At 68.4% G+C, this 20798-nt stretch carries 18 protein-coding genes and 2 tRNA genes; 9 read left to right on the top strand and 11 right to left on the bottom strand.

Annotated elements, in window-relative coordinates; all coding sequences use genetic code 11:
- Window positions 1-103 precede the first annotated feature (103 nt).
- Window positions 104-679, top strand: coding sequence for a hypothetical protein (locus QUG93_RS11365; RefSeq protein ID WP_289473975.1), 576 nt, complete (start codon window positions 104-106; stop codon window positions 677-679).
- 396 nt (window positions 680-1075) lie between these two features.
- Here the strand turns inward: QUG93_RS11365 and QUG93_RS11360 are convergent.
- The 10 genes from QUG93_RS11360 to dnaA all read right to left on the bottom strand — a co-directional run bounded on the left by QUG93_RS11360 (window position 1076) and on the right by dnaA (window position 12738).
- Window positions 1076-1148, bottom strand: a tRNA-Ala gene (locus QUG93_RS11360).
- 32 nt (window positions 1149-1180) lie between these two features.
- Window positions 1181-1257, bottom strand: a tRNA-Ile gene (locus tag QUG93_RS11355).
- 76 nt (window positions 1258-1333) lie between these two features.
- Window positions 1334-1741 carry a DUF3566 domain-containing protein gene (locus tag QUG93_RS11350; protein ID WP_289473974.1) on the bottom strand — a complete coding sequence of 136 codons (408 nt, stop codon included), beginning with the start codon at window positions 1739-1741 and terminating at the stop codon, window positions 1334-1336.
- Window positions 1734-4397 (bottom strand): DNA gyrase subunit A, encoded by a 2664-nt coding sequence (gyrA, locus tag QUG93_RS11345; RefSeq protein WP_289473973.1) that lies wholly within the window; start codon window positions 4395-4397, stop codon window positions 1734-1736. The genes QUG93_RS11350 and gyrA overlap by 8 nt, the downstream gene beginning before the upstream one ends.
- Window positions 4398-4528: 131 nt before the next feature.
- On the bottom strand, window positions 4529-6538 hold the full coding sequence (gyrB, locus tag QUG93_RS11340) for a DNA topoisomerase (ATP-hydrolyzing) subunit B (protein ID WP_289473972.1): 2010 nt from the start codon (window positions 6536-6538) through the stop codon (window positions 4529-4531).
- A 133-nt stretch (window positions 6539-6671) separates the two neighbouring features.
- Window positions 6672-7172 carry a DciA family protein gene (locus QUG93_RS11335; protein ID WP_289473971.1) on the bottom strand — a complete coding sequence of 167 codons (501 nt, stop codon included), beginning with the start codon at window positions 7170-7172 and terminating at the stop codon, window positions 6672-6674.
- Window positions 7172-8524: a DNA replication/repair protein RecF gene (recF, locus tag QUG93_RS11330; RefSeq protein WP_289473970.1), complete on the bottom strand. Its 1353-nt coding sequence runs from the start codon at window positions 8522-8524 to the stop codon at window positions 7172-7174. Before recF ends, QUG93_RS11335 begins: the two co-directional genes overlap by 1 nt.
- Window positions 8525-8557: 33 nt before the next feature.
- A complete protein-coding gene (gnd, locus tag QUG93_RS11325; protein WP_126889975.1) occupies window positions 8558-9445 on the bottom strand; it encodes a phosphogluconate dehydrogenase (NAD(+)-dependent, decarboxylating) in 888 nt (295 codons plus the stop codon).
- 69 nt (window positions 9446-9514) lie between these two features.
- Window positions 9515-10660: a DNA polymerase III subunit beta gene (gene dnaN / locus QUG93_RS11320; protein ID WP_289473969.1), complete on the bottom strand. Its 1146-nt coding sequence runs from the start codon at window positions 10658-10660 to the stop codon at window positions 9515-9517.
- Between the two features lie 611 nt (window positions 10661-11271).
- Entirely contained in the window at window positions 11272-12738 is a 1467-nt protein-coding gene (gene dnaA, locus QUG93_RS11315) for a chromosomal replication initiator protein DnaA (RefSeq protein WP_434533106.1), read from the bottom strand.
- Between the two features lie 503 nt (window positions 12739-13241).
- Here dnaA and rpmH point away from each other — a divergent pair.
- The 8 genes from rpmH (at window position 13242) to QUG93_RS11275 (ending at window position 18269) form a co-directional block, all read left to right on the top strand.
- Window positions 13242-13379: a 50S ribosomal protein L34 gene (gene rpmH, locus QUG93_RS11310; protein WP_019181680.1), complete on the top strand. Its 138-nt coding sequence runs from the start codon at window positions 13242-13244 to the stop codon at window positions 13377-13379.
- 76 nt (window positions 13380-13455) lie between these two features.
- A complete protein-coding gene (gene rnpA / locus QUG93_RS11305) occupies window positions 13456-13818 on the top strand; it encodes a ribonuclease P protein component (RefSeq protein WP_289473968.1) in 363 nt (120 codons plus the stop codon).
- A complete protein-coding gene (gene yidD / locus QUG93_RS11300; RefSeq protein ID WP_289473967.1) occupies window positions 13815-14195 on the top strand; it encodes a membrane protein insertion efficiency factor YidD in 381 nt (126 codons plus the stop codon). Before rnpA ends, yidD begins: the two co-directional genes overlap by 4 nt.
- Window positions 14196-14203: 8 nt before the next feature.
- Entirely contained in the window at window positions 14204-15166 is a 963-nt protein-coding gene (gene yidC, locus QUG93_RS11295) for a membrane protein insertase YidC (protein WP_289473966.1), read from the top strand.
- Window positions 15167-15676: a Jag family protein gene (locus tag QUG93_RS11290; RefSeq protein ID WP_289473965.1), complete on the top strand. Its 510-nt coding sequence runs from the start codon at window positions 15167-15169 to the stop codon at window positions 15674-15676.
- Window positions 15673-16317, top strand: coding sequence for a 16S rRNA (guanine(527)-N(7))-methyltransferase RsmG (rsmG, locus tag QUG93_RS11285; protein WP_289473964.1), 645 nt, complete (start codon window positions 15673-15675; stop codon window positions 16315-16317). Before QUG93_RS11290 ends, rsmG begins: the two co-directional genes overlap by 4 nt.
- 81 nt (window positions 16318-16398) lie before the next feature.
- Window positions 16399-17292 (top strand): ParA family protein, encoded by an 894-nt coding sequence (locus tag QUG93_RS11280; protein WP_289473963.1) that lies wholly within the window; start codon window positions 16399-16401, stop codon window positions 17290-17292.
- On the top strand, window positions 17292-18269 hold the full coding sequence (locus QUG93_RS11275) for a ParB/RepB/Spo0J family partition protein (RefSeq protein ID WP_289473962.1): 978 nt from the start codon (window positions 17292-17294) through the stop codon (window positions 18267-18269). The genes QUG93_RS11280 and QUG93_RS11275 overlap by 1 nt, the downstream gene beginning before the upstream one ends.
- A gap of 1859 nt (window positions 18270-20128) precedes the next feature.
- On the opposite strand, the gene QUG93_RS11270 is transcribed toward QUG93_RS11275, so the two are convergent.
- Entirely contained in the window at window positions 20129-20638 is a 510-nt protein-coding gene (locus QUG93_RS11270; protein WP_289473961.1) for an ElyC/SanA/YdcF family protein, read from the bottom strand.
- Between the last annotated feature and the right edge of the window lie 160 nt (window positions 20639-20798).

The following is a 20798-nucleotide window of genomic DNA, read 5'->3' as shown; positions in this document are numbered from 1 at the left end:
CATGTACTCCTGACGGTGACACGGATCCCACAGCCGACGATCCGTGACCTGTCAGGGTGCTCGGTGGCAGGATGGGGTCACGCCGATCCGATGGAGGTACCAGATGACGACGATCGAGATCCCGCGCAAGCGTCGGAAGCAGATCAAGAAGCTCAAGGGCAAGACCGCCTCGCTCCTCGGCGAGCAGCGCAAGGTCCTCGAGCACGCGAACGCGATCCTCGCCGAGGCCCGCTCGCACGCTGCTGACGCAGCCCGCAAGGACATCGCCCCGCGTGTGCAGAACGCGATCGACAACGGGATCCGCCCCGCGGTCGCCACCGGTGTGCACGCCGCCACCTCGGCTGCGCAGACCGCCTCGCACCGCTTCCAGACCGAGGTCGTCCCCGGGCTCGTCGCGACGGCGGGCTCCGTGCTCAGCGTCAAGGACCTGGCGAAGGACCCGCGCGTCAAGAAGATCGTCAAGGACGCCCAGAAGAAGGGCAAGACGGCGAAGAAGGCCGCGGCGAAGTACACGCCCGGCCAGCAGAAGAAGGGCCTCGGCTTCGGCGGAGTCGCCCTCATCGTCGTCGGCGTGGTCGCCGTCGCCGGTGCTGCGTACGCCGCGTACCAGACGCTCCGCGCCGACGACGACCTCTGGGTCGCCGACGACGCCGACACGGCGGAGAAGCCTGCCGCCTGACCTCCCGGTTCGTACGAAGGGCCCCGGCACTGCGCCGGGGCCCTTCGTCGTCCCTGGGCGTCCCGTCCGCACCGGCGAGGCGCACGAGCCGCCACGCGGGCACTGACGCCCCAGGGCCCTGGTGACGCCCCGGGGACGGGAGGTGTGCGCCGACTCGCGCCGCGCCTCCCGTCGGACACGGACGCAGTCCCGCCGCACCACACCCGGACAGGGACCGCCGGTTTCCGAGACACCCCGCACGTACGGCGCCGAGGTTCCACGACCGACCCGCTCAGCTCGCGACATGCCACGATTCCGGAACCTCGGCGGAGCTGGAGCACGACGCCCGGACGGGACGACCCCGCACACAACGAAGCCCCTGGGCGCCAGGAAGTGGCGACCAGGGGCTTCTGCGAGTGGAGCCTGGGAGAATCGAACTCCCGACATCCTGCTTGCAAAGCAGGCGCTCTACCAACTGAGCTAAGGCCCCGAAGGGACCAGCGTGCTGGCCCCGGAGGGAAGTGGTGGGGCTACAAGGACTTGAACCTTGGACCTCTTCGTTATCAGCGAAGCGCTCTAACCGCCTGAGCTATAGCCCCTCAGACCGGATGAAAGCCTACCCCAACGACGCCGTAAGACGAAATCGAGCGGTGACCGTCACCCGGCCCGGGTGTGTCAGTTGTTCGTGAAGCCGACGAGCAGGCCGCCGGTGATCCGCACACTGAGGTTGTAGAGGACGCTCACGATCGCGCCGAGCACCGTGCCGACGACCACGTTGAGGATGCCGACCACGACGGAGAATCCGAGGACCTGCCCGAGGGAGAACTGGTCCATGATCGAGTAGCTGTTCTGCCCGGTGACGTCCTTGAGCAGGGCGTCGATCTGGGTGAACACGCCCGTCTGGTTGAGGATGATCCACACCAGGGCCGTGGCCACAACGATGACGATCGACCCGGCCAGCGCGATGAGGAAGCTCAGCTTCACCATCGACCAGAAGTCGAGGTACACCAGACGCAGGCGGACCTGCCGGGTGCCGACGGGACGTTTCGCCTTCTTCTGGAGCTTCTCGGCGACACTACTCATTGTTCGACTGGTCCTCTCCGGCCTCGTCCTCGACAGGCTCGGTGTCGGCGGGGTCGGCGGGTTCGGGCGCCGCTTCGTCAGGGCTCACCGTCTCCACCGGGCCCGCAGGCTCGATCTCAGGCTCGGCGTCGTCCTGGTCGTCCAGGTTCCGCTCACTGTTCCGGGCCACCGCGATGATCCGGTCGTTCTCCGCGAACCTCGCGAAGACCACACCCATCGTGTCGCGACCCTTGGCGGGCACCTCGGACACGGAGGACCTTACCACCTTGCCCGATTGCAGCACGACGAGCACCTCGTCGTCCCCGCCGACGATGAGCGCACCCACCAGGTCGCCACGGTCGGCAGCGAGCTTCGCCACCTTGATGCCGAGGCCACCGCGGCCCTGCACGCGGTACTGGTCGACGGACGTGCGCTTGGCGTAGCCGCCCTCGGTCATGACCCAGACGTAGCCGTCGTCGGACACCACACGGGCGGCGAGGAGCGAGTCGTCACCGCGGAAGGACATGCCCTTCACGCCCGAGGTCGAGCGGCCCATCGGGCGCAGGGTGTCGTTCGTCGCCGTGAAGCGGAGCGACATGCCGTGCTTCGACACGAGCAGCAGGTCGTCGGTCTCGTCGACGAGCAGTGCCTGGCGGAGCTTGTCGCCCTCGCGCAGGTTGATCGCGATGATGCCGCCCGTGCGGTTCGTGTCGTACTCGGTCAGCGCGGTCTTCTTGACGAGACCCTGCTCGGTCGCGAGCACGAGGTACTGTGCCGCCTCGTAGTCGCGGATGTCGAGCACCTGTTGGATCTGCTCGTCCGGCTGCATCGCGAGGAGGTTCGCGACGTGTTGGCCCTTGGCGTCGCGGCTGGCTTCCTGGAGCTCGTACGCCTTGGCGCGGTACACCCGGCCCTGGTCGGTCAGGAAGAGCAACCAGTGGTGCGTCGTCGTGACGAAGAAGTGCTCGACGATGTCGTCCGCGCGGAGCTGGGCGCCCTTGACGCCGCGTCCGCCGCGGTGCTGCGAGCGGTAGTTGTCGCTGCGCGTGCGCTTGACGTACCCACCGCGGGTGATGGTGACGACCATCTCCTCCTCGGGGATCAGGTCCTCGATCGACATGTCGCCGTCGTACCCGAGCATGATCTCCGAGCGGCGGTCGTCACCGAAGCGATCGACGATCTCGGCGAGCTCGTCGCCGATGATCGTGCGCTGCCGGGTCTCCGACGCCAGGATGTCCTGGAAGTCGGCGATCTTCCGCTCGAGCTCCTCGGCCTCGTCGTGGATCTTCTGCCGCTCGAGGGCCGCCAGGCGACGGAGCTGCAGCTCGAGGATGGCGCGGGCCTGGATCTCGTCGACCGAGAGCAGGTCCATCAGGCCCGTGCGCGCTTCCTCGACGTCGGGCGAGCGACGGATGAGGGCGATGACCTCGTCGAGGGCGTCGAGTGCCGCCAGGTAGCCGCGCAGGATGTGGGCGCGCTTCTCGGCCTCGCGCAGCCGGTACCGGGTCCGGCGGACGATGACGTCGATCTGGTGGTCGACCCACGCGGAGATGAAGCCGTCGAGCGCCAGGGTGCGGGGCACACCGTCGACGATCGCGAGCATGTTCGCGCCGAAGTTCTCCTGCAGCTGCGTGTGCTTGTACAGGTTGTTGAGCACGACCTTCGCCACCGCGTCACGCTTCAGCACGATGACCAGGCGCTGCCCGGTGCGGCCCGAGGTCTCGTCGCGGATGTCGGCGATGCCGGAGAGCTTGCCGTCCTTCACGCCCTCGGCGATGCGGATCGCCAGGTTGTCGGGGTTGACCTGGTACGGCAGCTCGGTGACGACCAGGCAGGTGCGTCCCTGGATCTCCTCGACGTTGACGACCGCGCGCATCGTGATCGAGCCACGGCCCGTGCGGTAGGCGTCCTGGATGCCCTTCGTGCCGAGGATCTGCGCTCCCGTCGGGAAGTCCGGGCCCTTGATCCGCTGCATGAGCGCGCCGAGGAGCTCCTCGCGCGTCGCGTCCGGGTGCTCGAGCGCCCACTTGGCGCCCTCGGCGACCTCGCGGAGGTTGTGCGGCGGGATGTTCGTCGCCATGCCGACCGCGATGCCGACCGAGCCGTTGACGAGCAGGTTCGGGAAGCGCGCGGGCAGGATCGACGGCTCCTGCGTGCGACCGTCGTAGTTGTCCTGGAAGTCGACGGTGTCCTCGTCGATGTCCCGGACCATCTCCATGGCGAGCGGCGCCATCTTGGTCTCGGTGTACCGCGGGGCCGCGGCGCCGTCGTTGCCGGGCGACCCGAAGTTGCCCTGGCCGAGCGCGAGCGGGTAGCGGAGCGACCACGGCTGCACCAGGCGGACCAGGGTGTCGTAGATCGCCGTGTCGCCGTGCGGGTGGAACTGACCCATGACGTCGCCGACGACGCGGGAGCACTTCGAGAACGCCCGGTCCGGCCGGTAGCCACCGTCGAACATCGCGTAGATCACGCGACGGTGCACCGGCTTCAGGCCGTCCCGGACCTCCGGCAGCGCACGCCCGACGATGACGGACATCGCGTAGTCGAGGTACGACCGCTGCATCTCGAGCTGCAGGTCGACCTGCGAGATGCGGTCACCGGAGACCACGATGTCGCCTACCTCGCCGTGCACGATCTCGGGCTGCTCGTCGGCGCCGTTCTCGTTGTCGTCAGCCATGTGGCTTGGTCACCTTTCTGGTGGCCCTCCGGTCATCGGCCGGGAGGCACTGGTTCCGTCGGTCGCGCCGGGCGCGACCACAGGGGGTCGGGACTGGTCGACGCGGCTGGCACCGCGCCTCCAGACCGGTACTAGGTGTCGAGGAAGCGGACGTCCTTGGCGTTCTGCTGGATGAACTGGCGACGCGACTCGACGTCCTCGCCCATCAGCGTCGCGAAGACGCTGTCCACCGCGGCGGCGTCCTCGAGCGTGACCTGCAGCAGCGTGCGGGTGTCCGGGTTCATCGTGGTGTCCCAGAGCTCCTTGTAGTCCATCTCGCCCAGACCCTTGTAGCGCTGGATCCCGTTGTCCTTGGGGATGCGCTTGCCGGCCGCGAGGCCCGCCTGCATCAGGGCGTCGCGCTCCCGGTCGCTGAACACGTACTCGTGCGGCGCGTTCGACCACTTCAGGCGGTACAGCGGCGGCTGCGCGAGGTACACGTACCCGCGCTCGATGAGCGGCCGCATGTAGCGGAACAGCAGGGTGAGGAGCAGCGTCGTGATGTGCTGGCCGTCCACGTCGGCATCGGCCATCAGCACGATCTTGTGGTAGCGCGCCTTGTCCGGGTCGAAGTCCTCGCCGATGCCGGCGCCGAACGCCGTGATCATCGACTGGATCTCCTGGTTCGCGAGCGCGCGGTCCAGACGGGCCTTCTCGACGTTCAGGATCTTGCCGCGCAGCGGCAGGATCGCCTGCGTCATGGGGTTGCGTCCCTGCACGGCCGAACCGCCGGCCGAGTCACCCTCGACCATGAAGATCTCCGACAGCGTCGGGTCCTTCGACTGGCAGTCCTTGAGCTTGCCGGGCATGCCACCCGACTCGAGCAGGCCCTTGCGGCGCGTGGTCTCGCGGGCCTTGCGGGCCGCGAGACGTGCCTGGGACGCCTGGATCGCCTTGCGGACGACGTCGCGCGCCTGGCTCGGGTTGCTCTCGAACCAGTGCGTGAGCTCGGTGCCGACGACGCGCTGGACGAACGACTTCGCCTCGGTGTTGCCGAGCTTCGTCTTCGTCTGGCCCTCGAACTGCGGCTCGCCGAGCTTGACGGAGATGACGGCGGTCAGCCCTTCGCGGATGTCGTCACCCGTGAGGTTGTCGTCCTTCTCCTTGATGATCTTGGTCTCGCGGGCGTACCGGTTGACCAGGCTCGTCAGGGCAGCGCGGAAGCCCTCTTCGTGGGTCCCGCCCTCGTGCGTGTTGATCGTGTTCGCGAAGGTGTGGACGCTCTCCTGGTACGAGGTGTTCCACTGCATGGCGATCTCGAGGGCGATCTTGCGCTCGGTGTCCTCGGCCTCGATCGCGATCACGTCGGGGTGGACCAGGTCCGCCTTCTTCTGCGCGTTGAGGTACTCGACGTAGTCGGGCAGACCGCGCTCGTAGCGGAAGGAGTCCTTCCGCGACTCCTCGCCCTCGTCCGGGGTGCGCTCGTCGGTGAGCGTGATGCGGAGGCCCTTGTTGAGGAAGGCCATCTGCTGGAAGCGCGTGCGGAGCGTCTCGTAGTCGAACTCGACGGTCTCGAAGATGTCGGCGTTCGGCCAGAACGTGATCGTCGTGCCCGTGACGTCGGTCGTCTCGTCCTTCGACACGGGGGCGACCGGGACGCCGTCGGTGTAGCTCTGGCGCCAGACGTGGCCCTGGCGCCGGACCTCGACGTCGAGCTCGGAGCTCAGCGCGTTCACGACGGAGGAGCCGACGCCGTGCAGACCACCGGAGACGGCGTACCCGCCGCCGCCGAACTTGCCGCCCGCGTGCAGGACGGTCAGGACGACCTGGAGCGTCGAGACGCCCTCGGCCGCGTGCACGTCGACCGGGATGCCGCGGCCGTTGTCGACGACCCGGACGCCACCGTCCTCGCGGATCGTGACGTCGATGTGGTCGCAGTAGCCCGCGAGCGCTTCGTCGACGGAGTTGTCGACGATCTCCTGCACCAGGTGGTGGAGACCGCGCGGACCCGTCGAGCCGATGTACATGCCCGGGCGTTTGCGGACCGCTTCGAGTCCCTCCAGCACCTGAATCTGGTCTGCGCCGTACGATGGTTCCGTCCGTGGAGCCTGCTCGGTCTCGTCCTGCGGGATCGTCCGGTCGTCGTCAGATTCTGATGTCATGTCGGGATGGCTCCTGCCTGCGCGCGGAACGCCCGCACACTGCACTCGCCAGTCTACCGCAGGGACCCCTCTTCCGAGGGCTCATCTGCCCGCTGGACGGGCTTTCTTCATCCCCGAGGACGAATTCGTCTCGTCAACCGTAGGTGTCGCGGGGGCCGCGCCCCTGGACGGTCCTGGGACCGCGTTTCCAGGTGGGGACGTCGGGCCCGGAAACCCGGATCGACTGGACACCTGCTTCGGGGTGGCGCTCGGCGATGGTCGTCGTGACGGTCGCGCGCATGAGTCGGAGCTGGGTCGCCCACGCCGTCGAGTCGCACCGGATCACCAGCGCACCGTCGTCGATCGTCATCGGCGTCGAGTGCTTCGCGAGCTCCTCGCCGACGACAGCAGGCCAGTCCACGAACAGCTCGGAGCGGGCGAGCGGTTCCGTCCAACCGAGTTCCTGGGCGAGGGACCCGACCACGTCACCGAGACCGCGCGGTTCGCGACCCTTGCCGTAGGGGACGGTGTCGGCGTCGAGCTCGCGGGACCGCCGGCGTCGGGCGTCGACGGTGCGGAGGGACGGGTCGCCGAACACCGCCCGCAGGTGTCGGTACACCCGGGAGGGCTCGGTCGGCTTCCACGGCTTCGGCATCAGGCGCGCGCCTCGGTCGCGGGGTCGGCGGCCGCGTCGGCGCCGGCGCTCGCGTCGGCGGCGTCGCTCGCGTCGGCGGGGTCGCTCGCGTCGGCGGTGGTGTCGGCTCCTGCGGAACCAGGTTCCGGACTCGGAACCGTGCTGTTCCGCGGTGCTGTGTCCGGAACCTGGTTCCCTACGCCCGGGTCGTCGGTCACGATCGTGCCCGCTTCGATCCGGACGGTGTGCGCCGCCAGCTGCGCGGGGACGTCACCGTGCACCGCGGCCGTGATGAGCACCTGCTCGTAGTCCGCGACCGCGCCGGCGAGCCGTTCCCGTCGTGACTCGTCGAGCTCGGCGAACACGTCGTCGAGGATGATGATCGGGTCGCCCAGGGTCGACCCGGCGCGGAGCACCGCGGCGCTCGCGAGCTTGACCGCGAGCGCGAACGACCAGGATTCGCCGTGACTGGCGTAGCCGCGGGCAGGTAACCCGTTGAGCTGGAACAGGACGTCGTCCCGGTGCGGCCCGACGAGGGTCAGACCGCGGTCGAGCTCGTCCCGCCGACGACGCTCGAGCGCGCCCCGGAAGGCATCGGCCGCTGCCGCCACCGAGACCGGTTCGTCCGGGGTCCCGAGCACGGGGTCGGTCGCCTCCGCGTCCTCGGGGTCGCCGCCGCGGACGCTCAGGACACCGGAGATCGTCGCCTCGTGCCGCTCGCCGGCGACGGTCGCGTACGCGTCGGTGACGAACGGTGCGAGCCGCCGTGTCAGGTGGTCCCGAGCAGCGATGATCTCGGCGCCGAACGCGACGAGTCGGTCGTCCCAGACGTCGAGCGTGGCGAGCGAGCCGGCACGGGCGCCGGTCGACCGTGCGGTCTTCAGCAGGGTGTTCCGCTGCCGGAGCGTGCGGTCGTAGTCGGCGAGCACGCCCTGCATCCGGGGCGCGATCTGGCCGAGCAGCTCGTCGAGCATGCGGCGACGGCCGGACGGTTCGCCGCGGACGAGGGCCAGGTCCTCGGGCGCGAAGAGCACGCTCGTGCAGTACCGCGGCAGCTCGCGTGGCTTGATCGCGGAGCGGTTCACCTGCGCACGGTTCGAGCCCGTGCGGTTGATCTGCACCTCGGCCAGGATGCTGCGGTCCTCGTGTGCGAGCCGTGCGCGGACGATGGCCGCGTCGCACCCCTGACGGACGAGGGCTGCGTCGGTCGGTACCCGGTGGGAGCCGAGGGTCGACAGGTAGCCGATGGCCTCGACCAGGTTGGTCTTGCCCTGCCCGTTGCGGCCCACGAACAGGTTCGGCCCGCGTGCCAGGTCGACGTCCGCCTCCCGGTAGTTCCGGAAGTCGGTGAGTTGCAGGTGGTCGACGTGCACGCGGGCCGAGACGAGCTCAGGTGGTTACCTGAGCTACGCCTTCTTGACGGCGTGGCCGCCGAACTGGTTGCGGAGGGCGGCGACGGCCTTCATCGTCGGGGACGCGCTGCCCTGACGCGAGACGAAGCGCGCGAAGATCGACGCGGAGATGGTCGGCATCGGCACGGCGTGCTCGATGGCCTCCTCCACGGTCCAGCGACCCTCGCCCGAGTCCTCGACGTAGCCCTCGATGGCGTCGAGCTTCGGGTCCTCGTTCAGCGCGAGGACCATCAGGTCGAGCAGCCACGAGCGCACGACGGTGCCGCGCTGCCAGCCGGCGAAGACCGCGGGGACGTCCTTGATGATGTCCTTGGCCTCGAGGAGCTCGTAGCCCTCGCCGTACGCCTGCATGATCGCGTACTCGATGCCGTTGTGGACCATCTTGGCGTAGTGGCCGGCGCCGACGGGGCCGGCGTGCGAGAAGCCCTCTTCGCGCGGGCCCTCGGGGCGGAGCGCGTCGAAGACCGGCATGGCGAACTCGACGTCCTCGGGTGCGCCGCCGACCATGAGGCCGTAGCCGTTGTCCTTGCCCCAGACACCACCGGACACACCGGCGTCCATGTAACGGATGCCCTTGGCACCGAGCTGCTCGGCGTGGATCGTGTCGTCGAGCCACTTCGAGTTGCCACCGTCGATGACCAGGTCGCCCTCGGACAGGACGCCGGCGAGGTCGGTGATCACGTCGTCGGTGATCTTGCCGTGCGGGACCATGACCCACACGAGCTTCTTGCCCTCGGGGAGTGCGGCGGCGAGTGCGCCGAGGTCGGCGACGTCGGAGACGGCGGGGTTCGCGTCGTACCCGGTGACCTCGATGCCTGCGTTGCGGAGACGGGCACGCATGTTGTTGCCCATGCGACCGAGGCCGACAAGACCGATGTGCATGATTTCCTCTTCTGTTCGTCGTCGCGCTGATGCTTCGTGCGCGTCAGCACAGTGGTACGGCTGTTGCGCTTACCGCAGCAGGAGATTGGGCTGCAGCAGGTACCGGTATCCGTCCGTCGCCGGGGCCTCCTGCGAGGTCTGGCCGGTGATGAGCACCGGCCCCGGCTTGTTGGGGTTCTCCGTCTTGGTGAAGGAGATGCGGACGAACTCGGAGTGCACCGCGTTCAACCCGTCCAGGAGGAAGGCGGGCTTCAGCGAGACCACCGTGTCCTCCCCGGTCAGCAACGCACTGATCGACTCTGACGCCTGCGCTTGTTCGGAACCGATCGCCTCGAGCGTGAGCCCGTCGACCGAGAAGGAGAACCGGAGCGCCGCTTCGCGCTCCAGGACGAGGGAGACCCGTCGCACGGCTTCGACCAGCTCCGCGGTGTTGATCACCGCGTGGTCGTTGACCGTCTCCGGGAAGAGCCGGCGGACCGGCGGGTAGTTGCCCTTGATGAGCAGCGAGGTCACGGTCTTGTCGTCGGCGTGGAACGCGATGAGCTCGCGGTCCGAGGTACCGCTGATCGACACCGACACCGTGGACGCCGAGCCGAAGGTACGGCCGACCTCCTGCAGGGTTCGGGCCGGGACGAGTGCGTGCAGCGGGTCCGAGCCGACGCGGCCGGAGTCCCACGCGATGGTGCGGACGGCGACGCGGTAGCGGTCGGTGGCGATGAGCGACAGGTCGTTGTCGCCCACCTCGAGCTGCACACCGGTGATGACGGGCGTGACGTCGTCGCGGCTGGCGGCGACGGCGACCTGGGACACGGCCTCGGAGAACGCGTCGCCGGGGATCACGCCGGTCTGCTCGCCGACCTCGGGGAGCGTCGGGTACTCCTCGACCGGCATGGACAGCAGCGTGAAGTGGGCCGATCCGCAGGTGACCGAGATCTTGGTGTCCTCGGTGGTGAACGCGACCGGGGCGTTCGGCAGCCGGCTCGCGATGTCGTTGAGCAGTCGGCCGGAGACGAGCACGGTGCCCGGGTCGTCGATCTGGGCCGTGATCGAGGTCTGCGCCGAGACCTCGTAGTCGAAGGACGACAACGTGAGGCGATCGCCCTCGGCGTGGATGAGGACGCCGGACAGGATCGGGAGGGTCGTGCGCTGTGGGAGGAGCTTCACCGCGAAGGAGACGGCTTCGGAGAAGACGTCCCGGTTGACCTCGAACTTCACAGCTGGGACCCCTGTCGATCGGTGCGGACTGTCCGGCCGCCCCATTGTGGCACAGCGGAGCAGGGCCCGGATTTCTTGTCATCCCGCCGTCCACAGGGTTGGCCCGCGGAACTTCATCGTTAACCAGGATCAATGGTGTTAACGCCTGTGCACAGTGTGGATAACTCTGTGCATCCCGCTTCTCCACAGGGAACTACACACGTGTGAGTTGTGAGTCGGGTGTTGGCGGCATCTGGATGAAGAAAAGTCATCTATCCGCTTCCATCCCCAGTCTCCACAGGTGGGTACAGATCTGTGTACAACCGGACCGCGTGTCCTCCACAGTTATCCACAGGCTATCCACACTGGGGGAAACTCGGCGCATGGAACCGTCTCAGATGGTGGATGCGCGTTCGGGCGGGCCGATCTGAGGTGGTCGGCTGCAGCGGATGCGACGGCATGACGGACGGGAGGCGCGGTGCCAGCCCGGCTCGCGCCTCCCGTCCGTCGGGACGCGCGTCCGCACCGGCGGTGCCGGCGGTCCTGCTCGTGCAGCCTCGGCGCGGGTCGTCGTCAGCGGTGGCGGCGGTCCTGCTCGATGCGCGTGGGTGCAGCCTCGGTGCCGGTCGTCCTCAGCGGTAGCGGCGGTCCTGCTTGATGCGGCTGGTCAGCTCGGTGACCTGGTTGTAGATCGACCGACGCTCCTTCATCAGCTCGGTGATCTTCTTGTTGGCGTACATGACCGTGGTGTGGTCCCGGTTGCCGAAGAGCTGCCCGATCTTGGGCAGCGACAGGCTCGTCATCTCACGGCACAGGTACATGGCGATCTGCCGCGCGGTCGCGATCGCCTGGGACCGGGACGACCCGTACAGGTCGTCGACGGAGAGCTTGAAGTACTCCGCGGTGTGGTTGATGATGTCCGTCGGCGCGATCACGTTGTCGTCGTCGAGGGTGATCAGGTCCTTGAGCACCGTCTGCACGAGCGCCATGTCGACGGCCGTCCGGTTGAGGCTCGCGAAGGCCGTGACGCGGATGAGCGTGCCCTCGAGCTCCCGGATGTTGCTGGACACCTTCGAGGCCATGAACTCGAGGATGTCGTCGGGTACCTGCAGGTGGTCGGACTGCGCCTTCTTGCGGAGGATCGCGATGCGCGTCTCGAGGTCGGGTGCCTGCACGTCGGTGATCAGGCCCCACTCGAAGCGGGAGCGCATGCGGTCCTCGAAGCCGGTCAGGTGCTTCGGCGCGACGTCGGACGTGATGACGACCTGCTTGTTGTGGTCGTGCAGCGTGTTGAAGGTGTGGAAGAAGGCCTCCTGCGTGGAGTCCTTGCCCTGCAGGAACTGGATGTCGTCGATCAGCAGGATGTCGATGTCGCGGTAGCGCTGCTGGAACTGGTTCGACCGGTTGTTGGCGATCGAGTTGATGAAGTCGTTGGTGAACTCCTCGCTCGACACGTAGCGGACGCGGATGCCCGGGTACAGGCTCTCGGCGTAGTGCCCGATGGCGTGGAGCAGGTGCGTCTTGCCGAGACCGGAGTCGCCGTAGATGAAGAGCGGGTTGTAGGCCTTCGCCGGCGCTTCAGCCACCGCGACCGCAGCCGCGTGGGCGAAGCGGTTCGACGACCCGATGACGAAGTTGTCGAAGTTGTACTTCGGGTTGAGCCGTGACTCGGGACGTCCACCGGTGCCCGGGGAGTCGATCTGGCTCGGCACGAACGGCGCCTCGATGTACTGCCGGGGCGCCGCGCTCTGCTCGACGGGCTGCTGCACCGGCTCGGCGTACTCGGGCACGTGGCTCGGCACGACCGGGTCGACCCGCGGCTCGGAGGCCATGTCCGGGTTGACCGTGATGGCGAAGTTCGCGACCGAGTCGTCACCGACGCGCGAGACGGCCTCGGTGATGGGGATCCGGATGCGCTGCTCGAGCATGCCCCGGGTCAGGTCGTTCGGGACCTCGAGGTACAGGGTGCCCGCGAGCACGCCCTTCGGTTCGACCAGGTTGAGGAAGCCGTGCAGCTGCGGGGTGATGCGGTCGTCCTCGGAGAGGAGGCCCAGGACGGAGGACCAGAGGTCCTCGACGGGGTCGGCCGGCATCGTCATGTCGCGCTCGTCTCCTGGTCTGCTGTCGCTGTCGGCTGCTGTCGGCGTTCGGTGGCTGTCGGACGTGGCCGGACACGGTCGTCCCCGGCGCGCGGGAGGCCTCCGGCGAGGCCGGTTCCGTCGGCCCGGACCGCTGTCACCCCGCGGCGGTGATCCACAGGGTTGTCCACAGTCCTGTCCACGACGGTCCGGGTACGGGCGGGGAGGTGACTCCCCCGTCGCTCCGCGGAACGGGCCGATCGATCACACCACTGTAAAGGGTCCGAGCGAGTCGTACCGAACGCACGTTTTCCCCAATGTGGATGATGATCGTGCGCGGACACCCGGAGCGCCGGTCGCCCGGAGCCGTTTGACCTGCTCGCCGCTGTCACGTACCGTTAACCAGTTGACTGCGGCCACCTGGTCGCGCCCATCGCGTCGTTCGGCCCCGTCGAGCGGCTGTACATACATACGTGGCGGTTCGCGCTGAGCCCATCTTCCAGCGCAGCCGTGTGGAGATCATCATGAGCAAGCGCACCTTCCAGCCGAACAACCGTCGTCGCGCCAAGAAGCACGGCTTCCGCGCCCGCATGCGCACCCGTGCCGGTCGCGCCATCCTCGCCGCGCGCCGCAGCAAGGGCCGCACCGAGCTCAGCGCCTGATCGGGCTGCGCCTGATCGGGTCCCGCCCGTCCGGGCAGCGCCTGGTCCGGTCCCGAACCGGAACCCGGTAGCGATCGTGTTGGCCCGTGCCAACCGGATCGTCCGTGGCGACGACTACCGGTCCGTCGTGCGTCGTGGTCGCAGGAGCGCCACGGCGCACGTCGTCGTATCCGTGGTCCGTCGACCGGACGGGGCCGAGCTCGGCTCGGACGGCCCGACCCGCTTCGGGTTCATCGTCGCGAAGACGGTGGGCAACGCCGTCACCCGCAACACGGTGCGGCGGCGGCTGAAGGCGATCGCGCACGAGCTGCTGACCCAGGTGCCCACCGGCCACGACGTGGTCATCAGGGCCTTGCCAGCCGCGGCGCAGGCCGGATGGCCTACCCTGCTCGAAGACGTCTCGCGCTCCTTCGCGCGCGGGGTGGAGAAGGCAGCATGAACCGCACCCTGTGGACCCGGCTGGCCTGGGTCGTCGCGTTGCTCCCGCGCAACGTGTGCGTCGTCGTGCTGCGTGCCTACCGTGCGGTGATCTCCCCCCTGTACGGGAACGTCTGCCGGTACCACCCGTCGTGCTCGCGGTACGCGCTCGAGGCCATCCAGCAGTACGGCGTCGTGCGCGGCTCGGCCATGGGTGCGTGGCGGATCGCGCGGTGCAACCCCTGGGCTGCAGGCGGGATCGACGACGTGCGCGAGCGCGGTCGTCCGTACCGCCTCAGCCGGTTCGGGTTCGTGCTCCCCCCGACCCAGCCGTACCCCCAGTCGTCCGGCGATGCCCGTCGCCCGGTCCTGCTCCCCCAGCGCACTCGAAAGGCGTGACCGTCCTCATGGACTTCATCGGAACGATCCTCTGGCCACTGAAGTGGGTGGTCTCGGCGATCCTCGTGGCCTTCCACTGGATCTTCGAGTCGATCGGCATGGACCCGTCGGCCGGCATCACCTGGGTGCTGTCGATCATCTTCCTGACCTTCGTGGTCCGTGCAGCGCTCATCCCGATCTTCGTCCGGCAGATCAAGTCGCAGCGACGCATGCTCGAGGTGGCGCCGCAGCTCAAGAAGATCCAGGACAAGTACAAGGGCAAGAAGGACCAGTTCTCGCGCGAGGCCATGAGCCGCGAGACCATGGCGCTCTACAAGGAGACCGGGACGAACCCGCTGAGCTCCTGCCTGCCGCTGCTCATCCAGATGCCGATCTTCTTCTCGCTGTACTCCGTGCTGCACGAGGCGCAGATCAACAAGACGGGCATCGGCCTGCTGACGAACACCCTGGCGCAGGACTTCGGCAACGCGGCCCTGTTCGGCGCCCCCCTGCACGAGACCTTCACGAACGCCTCCGGGTGGGAGGTGCGGGTCATCGCGGGCTTCATGATCGTCGTGATGACGGCGTCGCAGTTCATCACGCAGCTGCAGCTGGTCGCGAAGAACATGTCGCCGGAGACCAAGGCGTCGCCGATGTACCGGCAGCAGAAGATGATGCTGTACATCCTCCCGTTGGTCTTCGTGATCTCGGGTCTCAGCTTCCCCCTCGGCGTCATGTTCTACTGGCTGGCCTCGAACATCTGGACCATGGCGCAGCAGTACTTCGTCATCCGCAGCATGCCGACGCCGGGCTCCGAGGCCGCCCTCGCCCGCGAGGCTCGCCTGGCCAAGAAGGCCCAGCGCCGCGGCACGCCGGTGCTCGCCGAGGCCGGCGCCGGTGCGACCGCCGTCGAGGTCGAGCCCGTCCGTGTGACCACCCAGCGTCAGCAGCCGGTGGGCAAGAACCGCTCCAAGAAGAACGGGAAGAAGTAAGTGACCGAGCAGGACACCGCAGCAGCCGTCGACACCACCGAGGGAGCCACGACCGTCGACGACGACGCGCGTGACGAGGCGGACATCGCGGCGGACTACATCGAGGAGCTGCTCGACATCTGCGACCTCGACGGCGACATCGAGATCGAGGAGCGCGCGGGTCGCGTCTACCTGTCGGTGACGGACGAGGGCGGCGCGCTGCGTGTGCTCTCGAAGCCCGACACGGTGTCGGCGCTGCAGGAGCTCACGCGCATCGCGGTGCAGGCGGAGACCGGTGAGTTCAGCCGCCTCATCCTCGACGTCGGTGGCTCTCGGGACGCCCGTGCGACCGAGCTGCAGCGTCTGGTCGACACCGCGGTCGAGCGCATCGAGGCCGGGTCGGCCACGGCTGCTCTGCCGCCGATGTCGTCGTACGAGCGCAAGCTCGTCCACGACCTGGTCGCGGAGAAGGGCTTCCACTCGGAGTCCGAAGGCGAGGGACGAGACCGCCACACGGTCGTCACCCGATGACGGACGCGTCCGCGCCGGTCCTCGAACAGGAGCCGGCTGCCGCGGCCCAGCTCTTCGGTGACCGCATCGAGTTGGCCCGGTCGTTCACGAACGAGCTGGGACGGCGCGGTGAGGAGCTCGGTCTGATCGGACCCCTCGAGTTGCCTCGTCTCTGGACGCGACACATCCTCAATTCTGCACTCCTCGCTCCCCTCCTGGAGGCTCGTGGTCGCGTCGCCGACGTCGGGTCCGGAGCCGGTCTCCCCGGCCTGGTGCTCGCCATCGCGCGTCCGGACGTCGCCTTCATCCTGATCGAGCCCATGGAGCGACGGTGCGAGTGGTTGCGGACCGAGGCGGATCGCCTCGGACTCGACAACGTCACCGTCGTCCGCGCTCGGGCTGAGGACGTGGCTGACGAGATCGTCGTCGATCAAGTCACAGCACGCGCCGTGAGCGCGCTGTCGAAGCTCATCCCCATCACCGTGCCCCTCGTTCGCTCGGGAGGCCAGCTCATCCTGATGAAGGGTGCGCGGGTCGACGAAGAGGTCGAGAAGGCACGCAAGGTGATCCTGCGCAAGCGACTTGAGGACGTCGAGGTCTTGGAGCTCGGAGACGGTGTGGTCGAGGAGACCACTCGCGTCTTCCGGGCTACAGTTGACTGACGCTGCGGCTCAGATCGGCTCTGCCGGGTGTGATGGGCCGGACGTTCCACGTGAAACACCGAACCGGGGAAGAGGCCTTCGTTGAGTTCTTCGACCGACTACGACGCGTCAACGCCCCTGGCACGCGAGATCGCTGACCTGAACCGTCGGCGTCGAGCCATCGCCACGCAGCAGTTCCCGCTGCCGGCGAAGACGCGAGTCTTCACGATCTCGAACCAGAAGGGTGGGGTCGGCAAGACGACGACCACCGTCAACCTCGCTGCCGCGCTCGCGCACGGCGGTGCGCGCGTCCTCGTGATCGACCTGGACCCGCAGGGGAATGCCTCCACCGCACTCGGGGTGGACCACCAAGCCGAGGTGGCCAGCATCTACGACGTGATCGTCGACGAGGCGCCGATCGCGGACACGGTGCAGCGCTCCCCCGAGTCGGACACGCTCTGGTGTGTTCCGGCGACGATCCACCTGGCCGGTGCCGAGATCGAGCTCGTCTCCCTCGTCGCCCGCGAGCAGCGGCTCCGCACGGCCCTCGACCAGTACCTGTCGTCGCTCGACGAGCCCTACCACTACGTCTTCATCGACTGCCCGCCCTCGCTCGGGCTGCTGACGATCAACGCATTCGTGGCGGCGCAAGAGGTCCTCATCCCGATCCAGACCGAGTACTACGCGCTCGAGGGGCTGAGCCAGCTCCTGCGGAACATCGAGTTGATCGAGCGGCACCTCAACCCGAACCTCCGCGTCTCGACGATCCTCCTGACCATGTTCGACGGCCGGACGAACCTGTCCAACCAGGTCGCGGCGGACGTGCGGGAGCACTTCGGGGACCAGGTGCTGAAAGCGATGATCCCCCGATCGGTGCGGGTCAGCGAGGCACCGAGTTACGGGCAGAGTGTCGTGTCGTACGACGTCAACTCGTCCGGGTCGCTCTCCTACCTGGAGGCGGCTGCCGAGATCGCAGCACGAGGAGCGCAGAACTGATGGCACCGAAGCGGACCGGGCTCGGCAGGGGCATCGGGGCCCTCATCCCGACGGCGAGCGACCAGCAGGACCGGCCGGTCGACGTCTTCTTCCCGACGGGCGGGTCCCCCGCGTCCGCCCCCACGGGCGCAGGGACCGCGGAGGACCTGGTCGCTGTGCCGGGCGCACGCCTCGCCAACCTCAACCCGCTCGACGTCGTGCCGAATGCGCAGCAGCCGCGGAAGGAGTTCCGCGAGGAGGAGCTCCAGGAGCTCGTGCACTCGATCCGCGAGATCGGCGTGCTGCAGCCGATCGTGGTGCGCCCGATCGCCGGCGCGAAGGGCACGGAGCCGCAGTACGAGCTGATCATGGGCGAGCGTCGTCTCCGGGCGACGAAGGAACTCGGTCTCTCGACGATCCCGGCGATCGTCAAGGACACCCCCGACGACGCGATGCTCCGCGATGCCCTGCTCGAGAACCTGCACCGTGCTCAGCTCAACCCGCTCGAAGAGGCGTCCGCCTACCAGCAGCTCCTGGCCGACTTCGGGATCACCCAGGAGCAGCTCGCCCAGCGCATCGGGCGGTCGCGGCCGCAGATCACCAACACGATCCGTCTGCTCCGCCTGCCCTCCCCCGTCCAGCGGCGCGTGGCTGCCGGCGTGCTCTCGGCGGGTCACGCCCGCGCGATCCTCGCTGCACCGGATGCCGAGGCGATGGAGTACCTCGCCGAGAAGATCGTCAACGAGGACCTGTCCGTTCGTGCGGCCGAGGCGATCGCGCAGCAGTTGTCGGCGAAGACGCCCGTGAAGCCCAAGGCAGAGCCGACCAAGCGACAGGCGCACTTCAACGATCTGGCGGAGCGGATCGGGGACCGTCTCAACACCCGGGTCAAGATCGCGGTCGGCGCTCGGAAGAGCTCCGTGACGATCGACTTCGCGAACGGGGATGACCTGAATCGCATCCTCGGCGAGCTCGGGATCCGCGACATCGCAGACTGAGGCCCCTCGCGCCCCGTCCTTCGCGGAGAGAAGGCGTCTGAGCGGTGCTGTGTGCCCGTCTCCCGGCAGATCAGGGCGCTGCCGTCCTGCTCGCTGCCATCGCGAATCCTGACGCGGCTACGAGGCCCTGAGGCTTGTGAACACCGGACAACCCGGGCGCCGAAGACCCCTGGTAGCCGGGAGGCCGTCTGCAAGGCGGCATCGGGCCGCTCAGGCCCCCTCGAAGGCCCGGCGCTCCGGAGGGCCTGGTGCTCCTGACCCCAGGCGGTCGCGCGGTTTCGGCGTACCCGGAGCCTCTCACAGCACCGGTGTCCAAGAGCACTAGAACCTCATGTCGCTGAGCGCGGTGGCGCCTGAGTCTAGGGCGGGGCCCTTCGAAGCGCGCTCCAGGCACACCATGGTCCGCCGGAGCCGCGAGGGTGCCGTGGTCCGCCGGAGCCGCGAGGATCGCGATCAACGCCGAAGCGGCTCGAGCCGCGGAGTGGTCGGGACCGTTCGCGCCGCTGAAGTCGTGCGGTCGTGTCGCGTTGCCGACGCGACCGTTACCGGTGGGATCGCCGGAATCCTGCGGTAGCGCAAGGTCGCGAGTGCCGTTGGGATTGGTGGAGAATTCGAGACCGCGGGAGTCGGGGCGGTATCGGTGTACTGCGTGTACGGCCGGGACCGCTGAGACCGCAGGAGTTACGCGGTACCGCCGTTTCGCTGGTACTACGGGGGCCGCTGAGACCGCAGCTGTCACGCGGTCTCCCTGTTCCGCGGATACGGCCAGGCCCGATGGGGACCGCAGCATTCACGCGGTGTCGCTGTTTCGCGGATGCAGCCGGGGCCGCTGGGACCGCAACAGCCACGCGGTTTCCCTGTTCCGCGCGTGCGGCCGGGCCCAATGGGGTCGCAGGAGTCATGCGGTATCGCTGCCTCGCGGCTACGGCCGGGGCCGCTGGGACCACACCAGCCACTCGGTCTCCCTGTTCCGCCCGTGCGGCCGGGCCCGGTGGGACCGCAGGAGTCACGCGGCATCGCTGTTCCGCGGGTACGGCCGGCGTCGCTGGGAGCGCAGCAGTCACCCGGTCTCCCTGGTCGCTGGTGCGGCCGGGCCCGTTGGGAACGCTGGGACGGCCGGAGCTTCCGATGACGGCATCTCGTCGAACGGGGGCGGGGCGACTGGTGCCGTTGGAGTTCCGGCGTCGCTCGCACTGCTGGAGCCGCTGGAGTCGTTCGGAGCGCCGCACTGCTGGTGCGGCCAGCGGGGCTACAACCGCTGCACTCCGGGATGCCGGTAGTGCTCCTGCAGCGGCGCAGCCGGCATCGCTGGTGGTGGACCTCCCGCCAGTGCGGCGTGGACCGCCCGTGCTCTGCGCGCGATCCGAACGTGCTCGACCTGTGACGCGGCGCGGACGGACCCGTGGCCGCGCCGCGGACCAGCTCCTCCCCCGCCGAAGGCCAGCCGCCCTCTACGCCCGGATCCCCCGTCGTTTCCATCCGAGCCGTGCCGGTCGATCCACGACGTTTCACGTGGAACGCGAGAAGACGCCGCAACGGAATGTGCTCGGTGCCCTGCGCGAAGCTGGGCGCCCGAGCAGCGGGCAGCCGGGTTACGGAGGCGCAGGATCACTGCCTACGAGAGCGCGAATCAGCCGCAACGGTAGCCGTACTGTGCTCCGCACGATGCGCGGCAAAGCGAGCCACGTGCGAGGGGAGCACGCACTGCAGACCGTATCTCGCAAGCCGATCGTTCCACTCCGCTCTCCGAGACGAACGACCTGTTCCCTTGCAAGTACCAGCCTGGAGCGAGCGCCCCTAGGAAAGCCCCCCTACTGGCCGCACAGTCTTCGGTCATCTCCAGGCGGGCCGATAGCGTTTCACGTGGAACGCTTCGGCCGCCTGTCGCTGGCCGTAGTACCCGCCGTCGTCCTGAGCGATCGGAGCTTCAGGACGCCCACCGCCGCGAACAGCGGCTTGGCGAGGACCATCTCCCCGAGCCGGTACTCGGATGCAGGGATGAGTCGATCCGCGATGATCGGGGCCTGACGTCGCAGGTACTCCCGGGCCTTCGCGGCATGGAGTCCGTTCGAGGCGATCGCGAGCCGATCGGTCCGCTCGAGTACAGGCAGCGCCAGCGCGATGTTCTCCCACGTTGACCGGCTCGCCACGTCGAGGAGGAGGGGTCCGCTCCAACCGAGCCTACGGATGCTCACCGCGAGGTGCTGGGCCTCCGACGTGTCACCCCGCACTGCTCCCCCGCAGCACAGGATGGTCACGTCGTACCCCTGGCTGCGCAGGGCTGCGGCGGAGCGGACTGCGATGCGTGCGCGCCATCGGTTCACCGGATTGGGATGCGTCTGCGGATTGACGAAGCCCAGGGCGACCACGACCGCGTTCGCAAGGGACGGTGTGCGCAGCCCGGAAAGAGTTGAAGGCCGAGTTCGCAGGGTTCGATCCGCCACGACCACAGCGGCAGCATGGACGAGCTCACCCCAGATGAACGGGGCCAGCAATGCGGTACAGACGAGGACTGTTCCACGTGGAACA

Source organism: Curtobacterium caseinilyticum, assembly GCF_030363035.1.
In the GTDB taxonomy this organism is placed as follows: domain Bacteria; phylum Actinomycetota; class Actinomycetes; order Actinomycetales; family Microbacteriaceae; genus Curtobacterium; species Curtobacterium caseinilyticum.
The sequence above is the reverse complement of the archived record's forward strand: the minus strand, read 5'-3'. Positions and strand labels throughout refer to the sequence as shown.

Bases quoted from the DNA above. Each gene is read 5' to 3' on its own strand.
- QUG93_RS11365 (WP_289473975.1), top strand. From the start codon at position 104: ATGACGACGATCGAGATCCCGCGCAAGCGTCGGAAGCAGATCAAGAAG.
- QUG93_RS11350 (WP_289473974.1), bottom strand. From the start codon at position 1,741: ATGAGTAGTGTCGCCGAGAAGCTCCAGAAGAAGGCGAAACGTCCCGTC.
- gyrA (WP_289473973.1), bottom strand. From the start codon at position 4,397: ATGGCTGACGACAACGAGAACGGCGCCGACGAGCAGCCCGAGATCGTG.
- gyrB (WP_289473972.1), bottom strand. From the start codon at position 6,538: ATGACATCAGAATCTGACGACGACCGGACGATCCCGCAGGACGAGACC.
- QUG93_RS11335 (WP_289473971.1), bottom strand. From the start codon at position 7,172: ATGCCGAAGCCGTGGAAGCCGACCGAGCCCTCCCGGGTGTACCGACAC.
- gnd (WP_126889975.1), bottom strand. From the start codon at position 9,445: ATGCACATCGGTCTTGTCGGCCTCGGTCGCATGGGCAACAACATGCGT.
- dnaA (WP_434533106.1), bottom strand. From the start codon at position 12,738: ATGACGATGCCGGCCGACCCCGTCGAGGACCTCTGGTCCTCCGTCCTG.
- rpmH (WP_019181680.1), top strand. From the start codon at position 13,242: ATGAGCAAGCGCACCTTCCAGCCGAACAACCGTCGTCGCGCCAAGAAG.
- yidD (WP_289473967.1), top strand. From the start codon at position 13,815: ATGAACCGCACCCTGTGGACCCGGCTGGCCTGGGTCGTCGCGTTGCTC.
- yidC (WP_289473966.1), top strand. From the start codon at position 14,204: ATGGACTTCATCGGAACGATCCTCTGGCCACTGAAGTGGGTGGTCTCG.
- rsmG (WP_289473964.1), top strand. From the start codon at position 15,673: ATGACGGACGCGTCCGCGCCGGTCCTCGAACAGGAGCCGGCTGCCGCG.
- QUG93_RS11275 (WP_289473962.1), top strand. From the start codon at position 17,292: ATGGCACCGAAGCGGACCGGGCTCGGCAGGGGCATCGGGGCCCTCATC.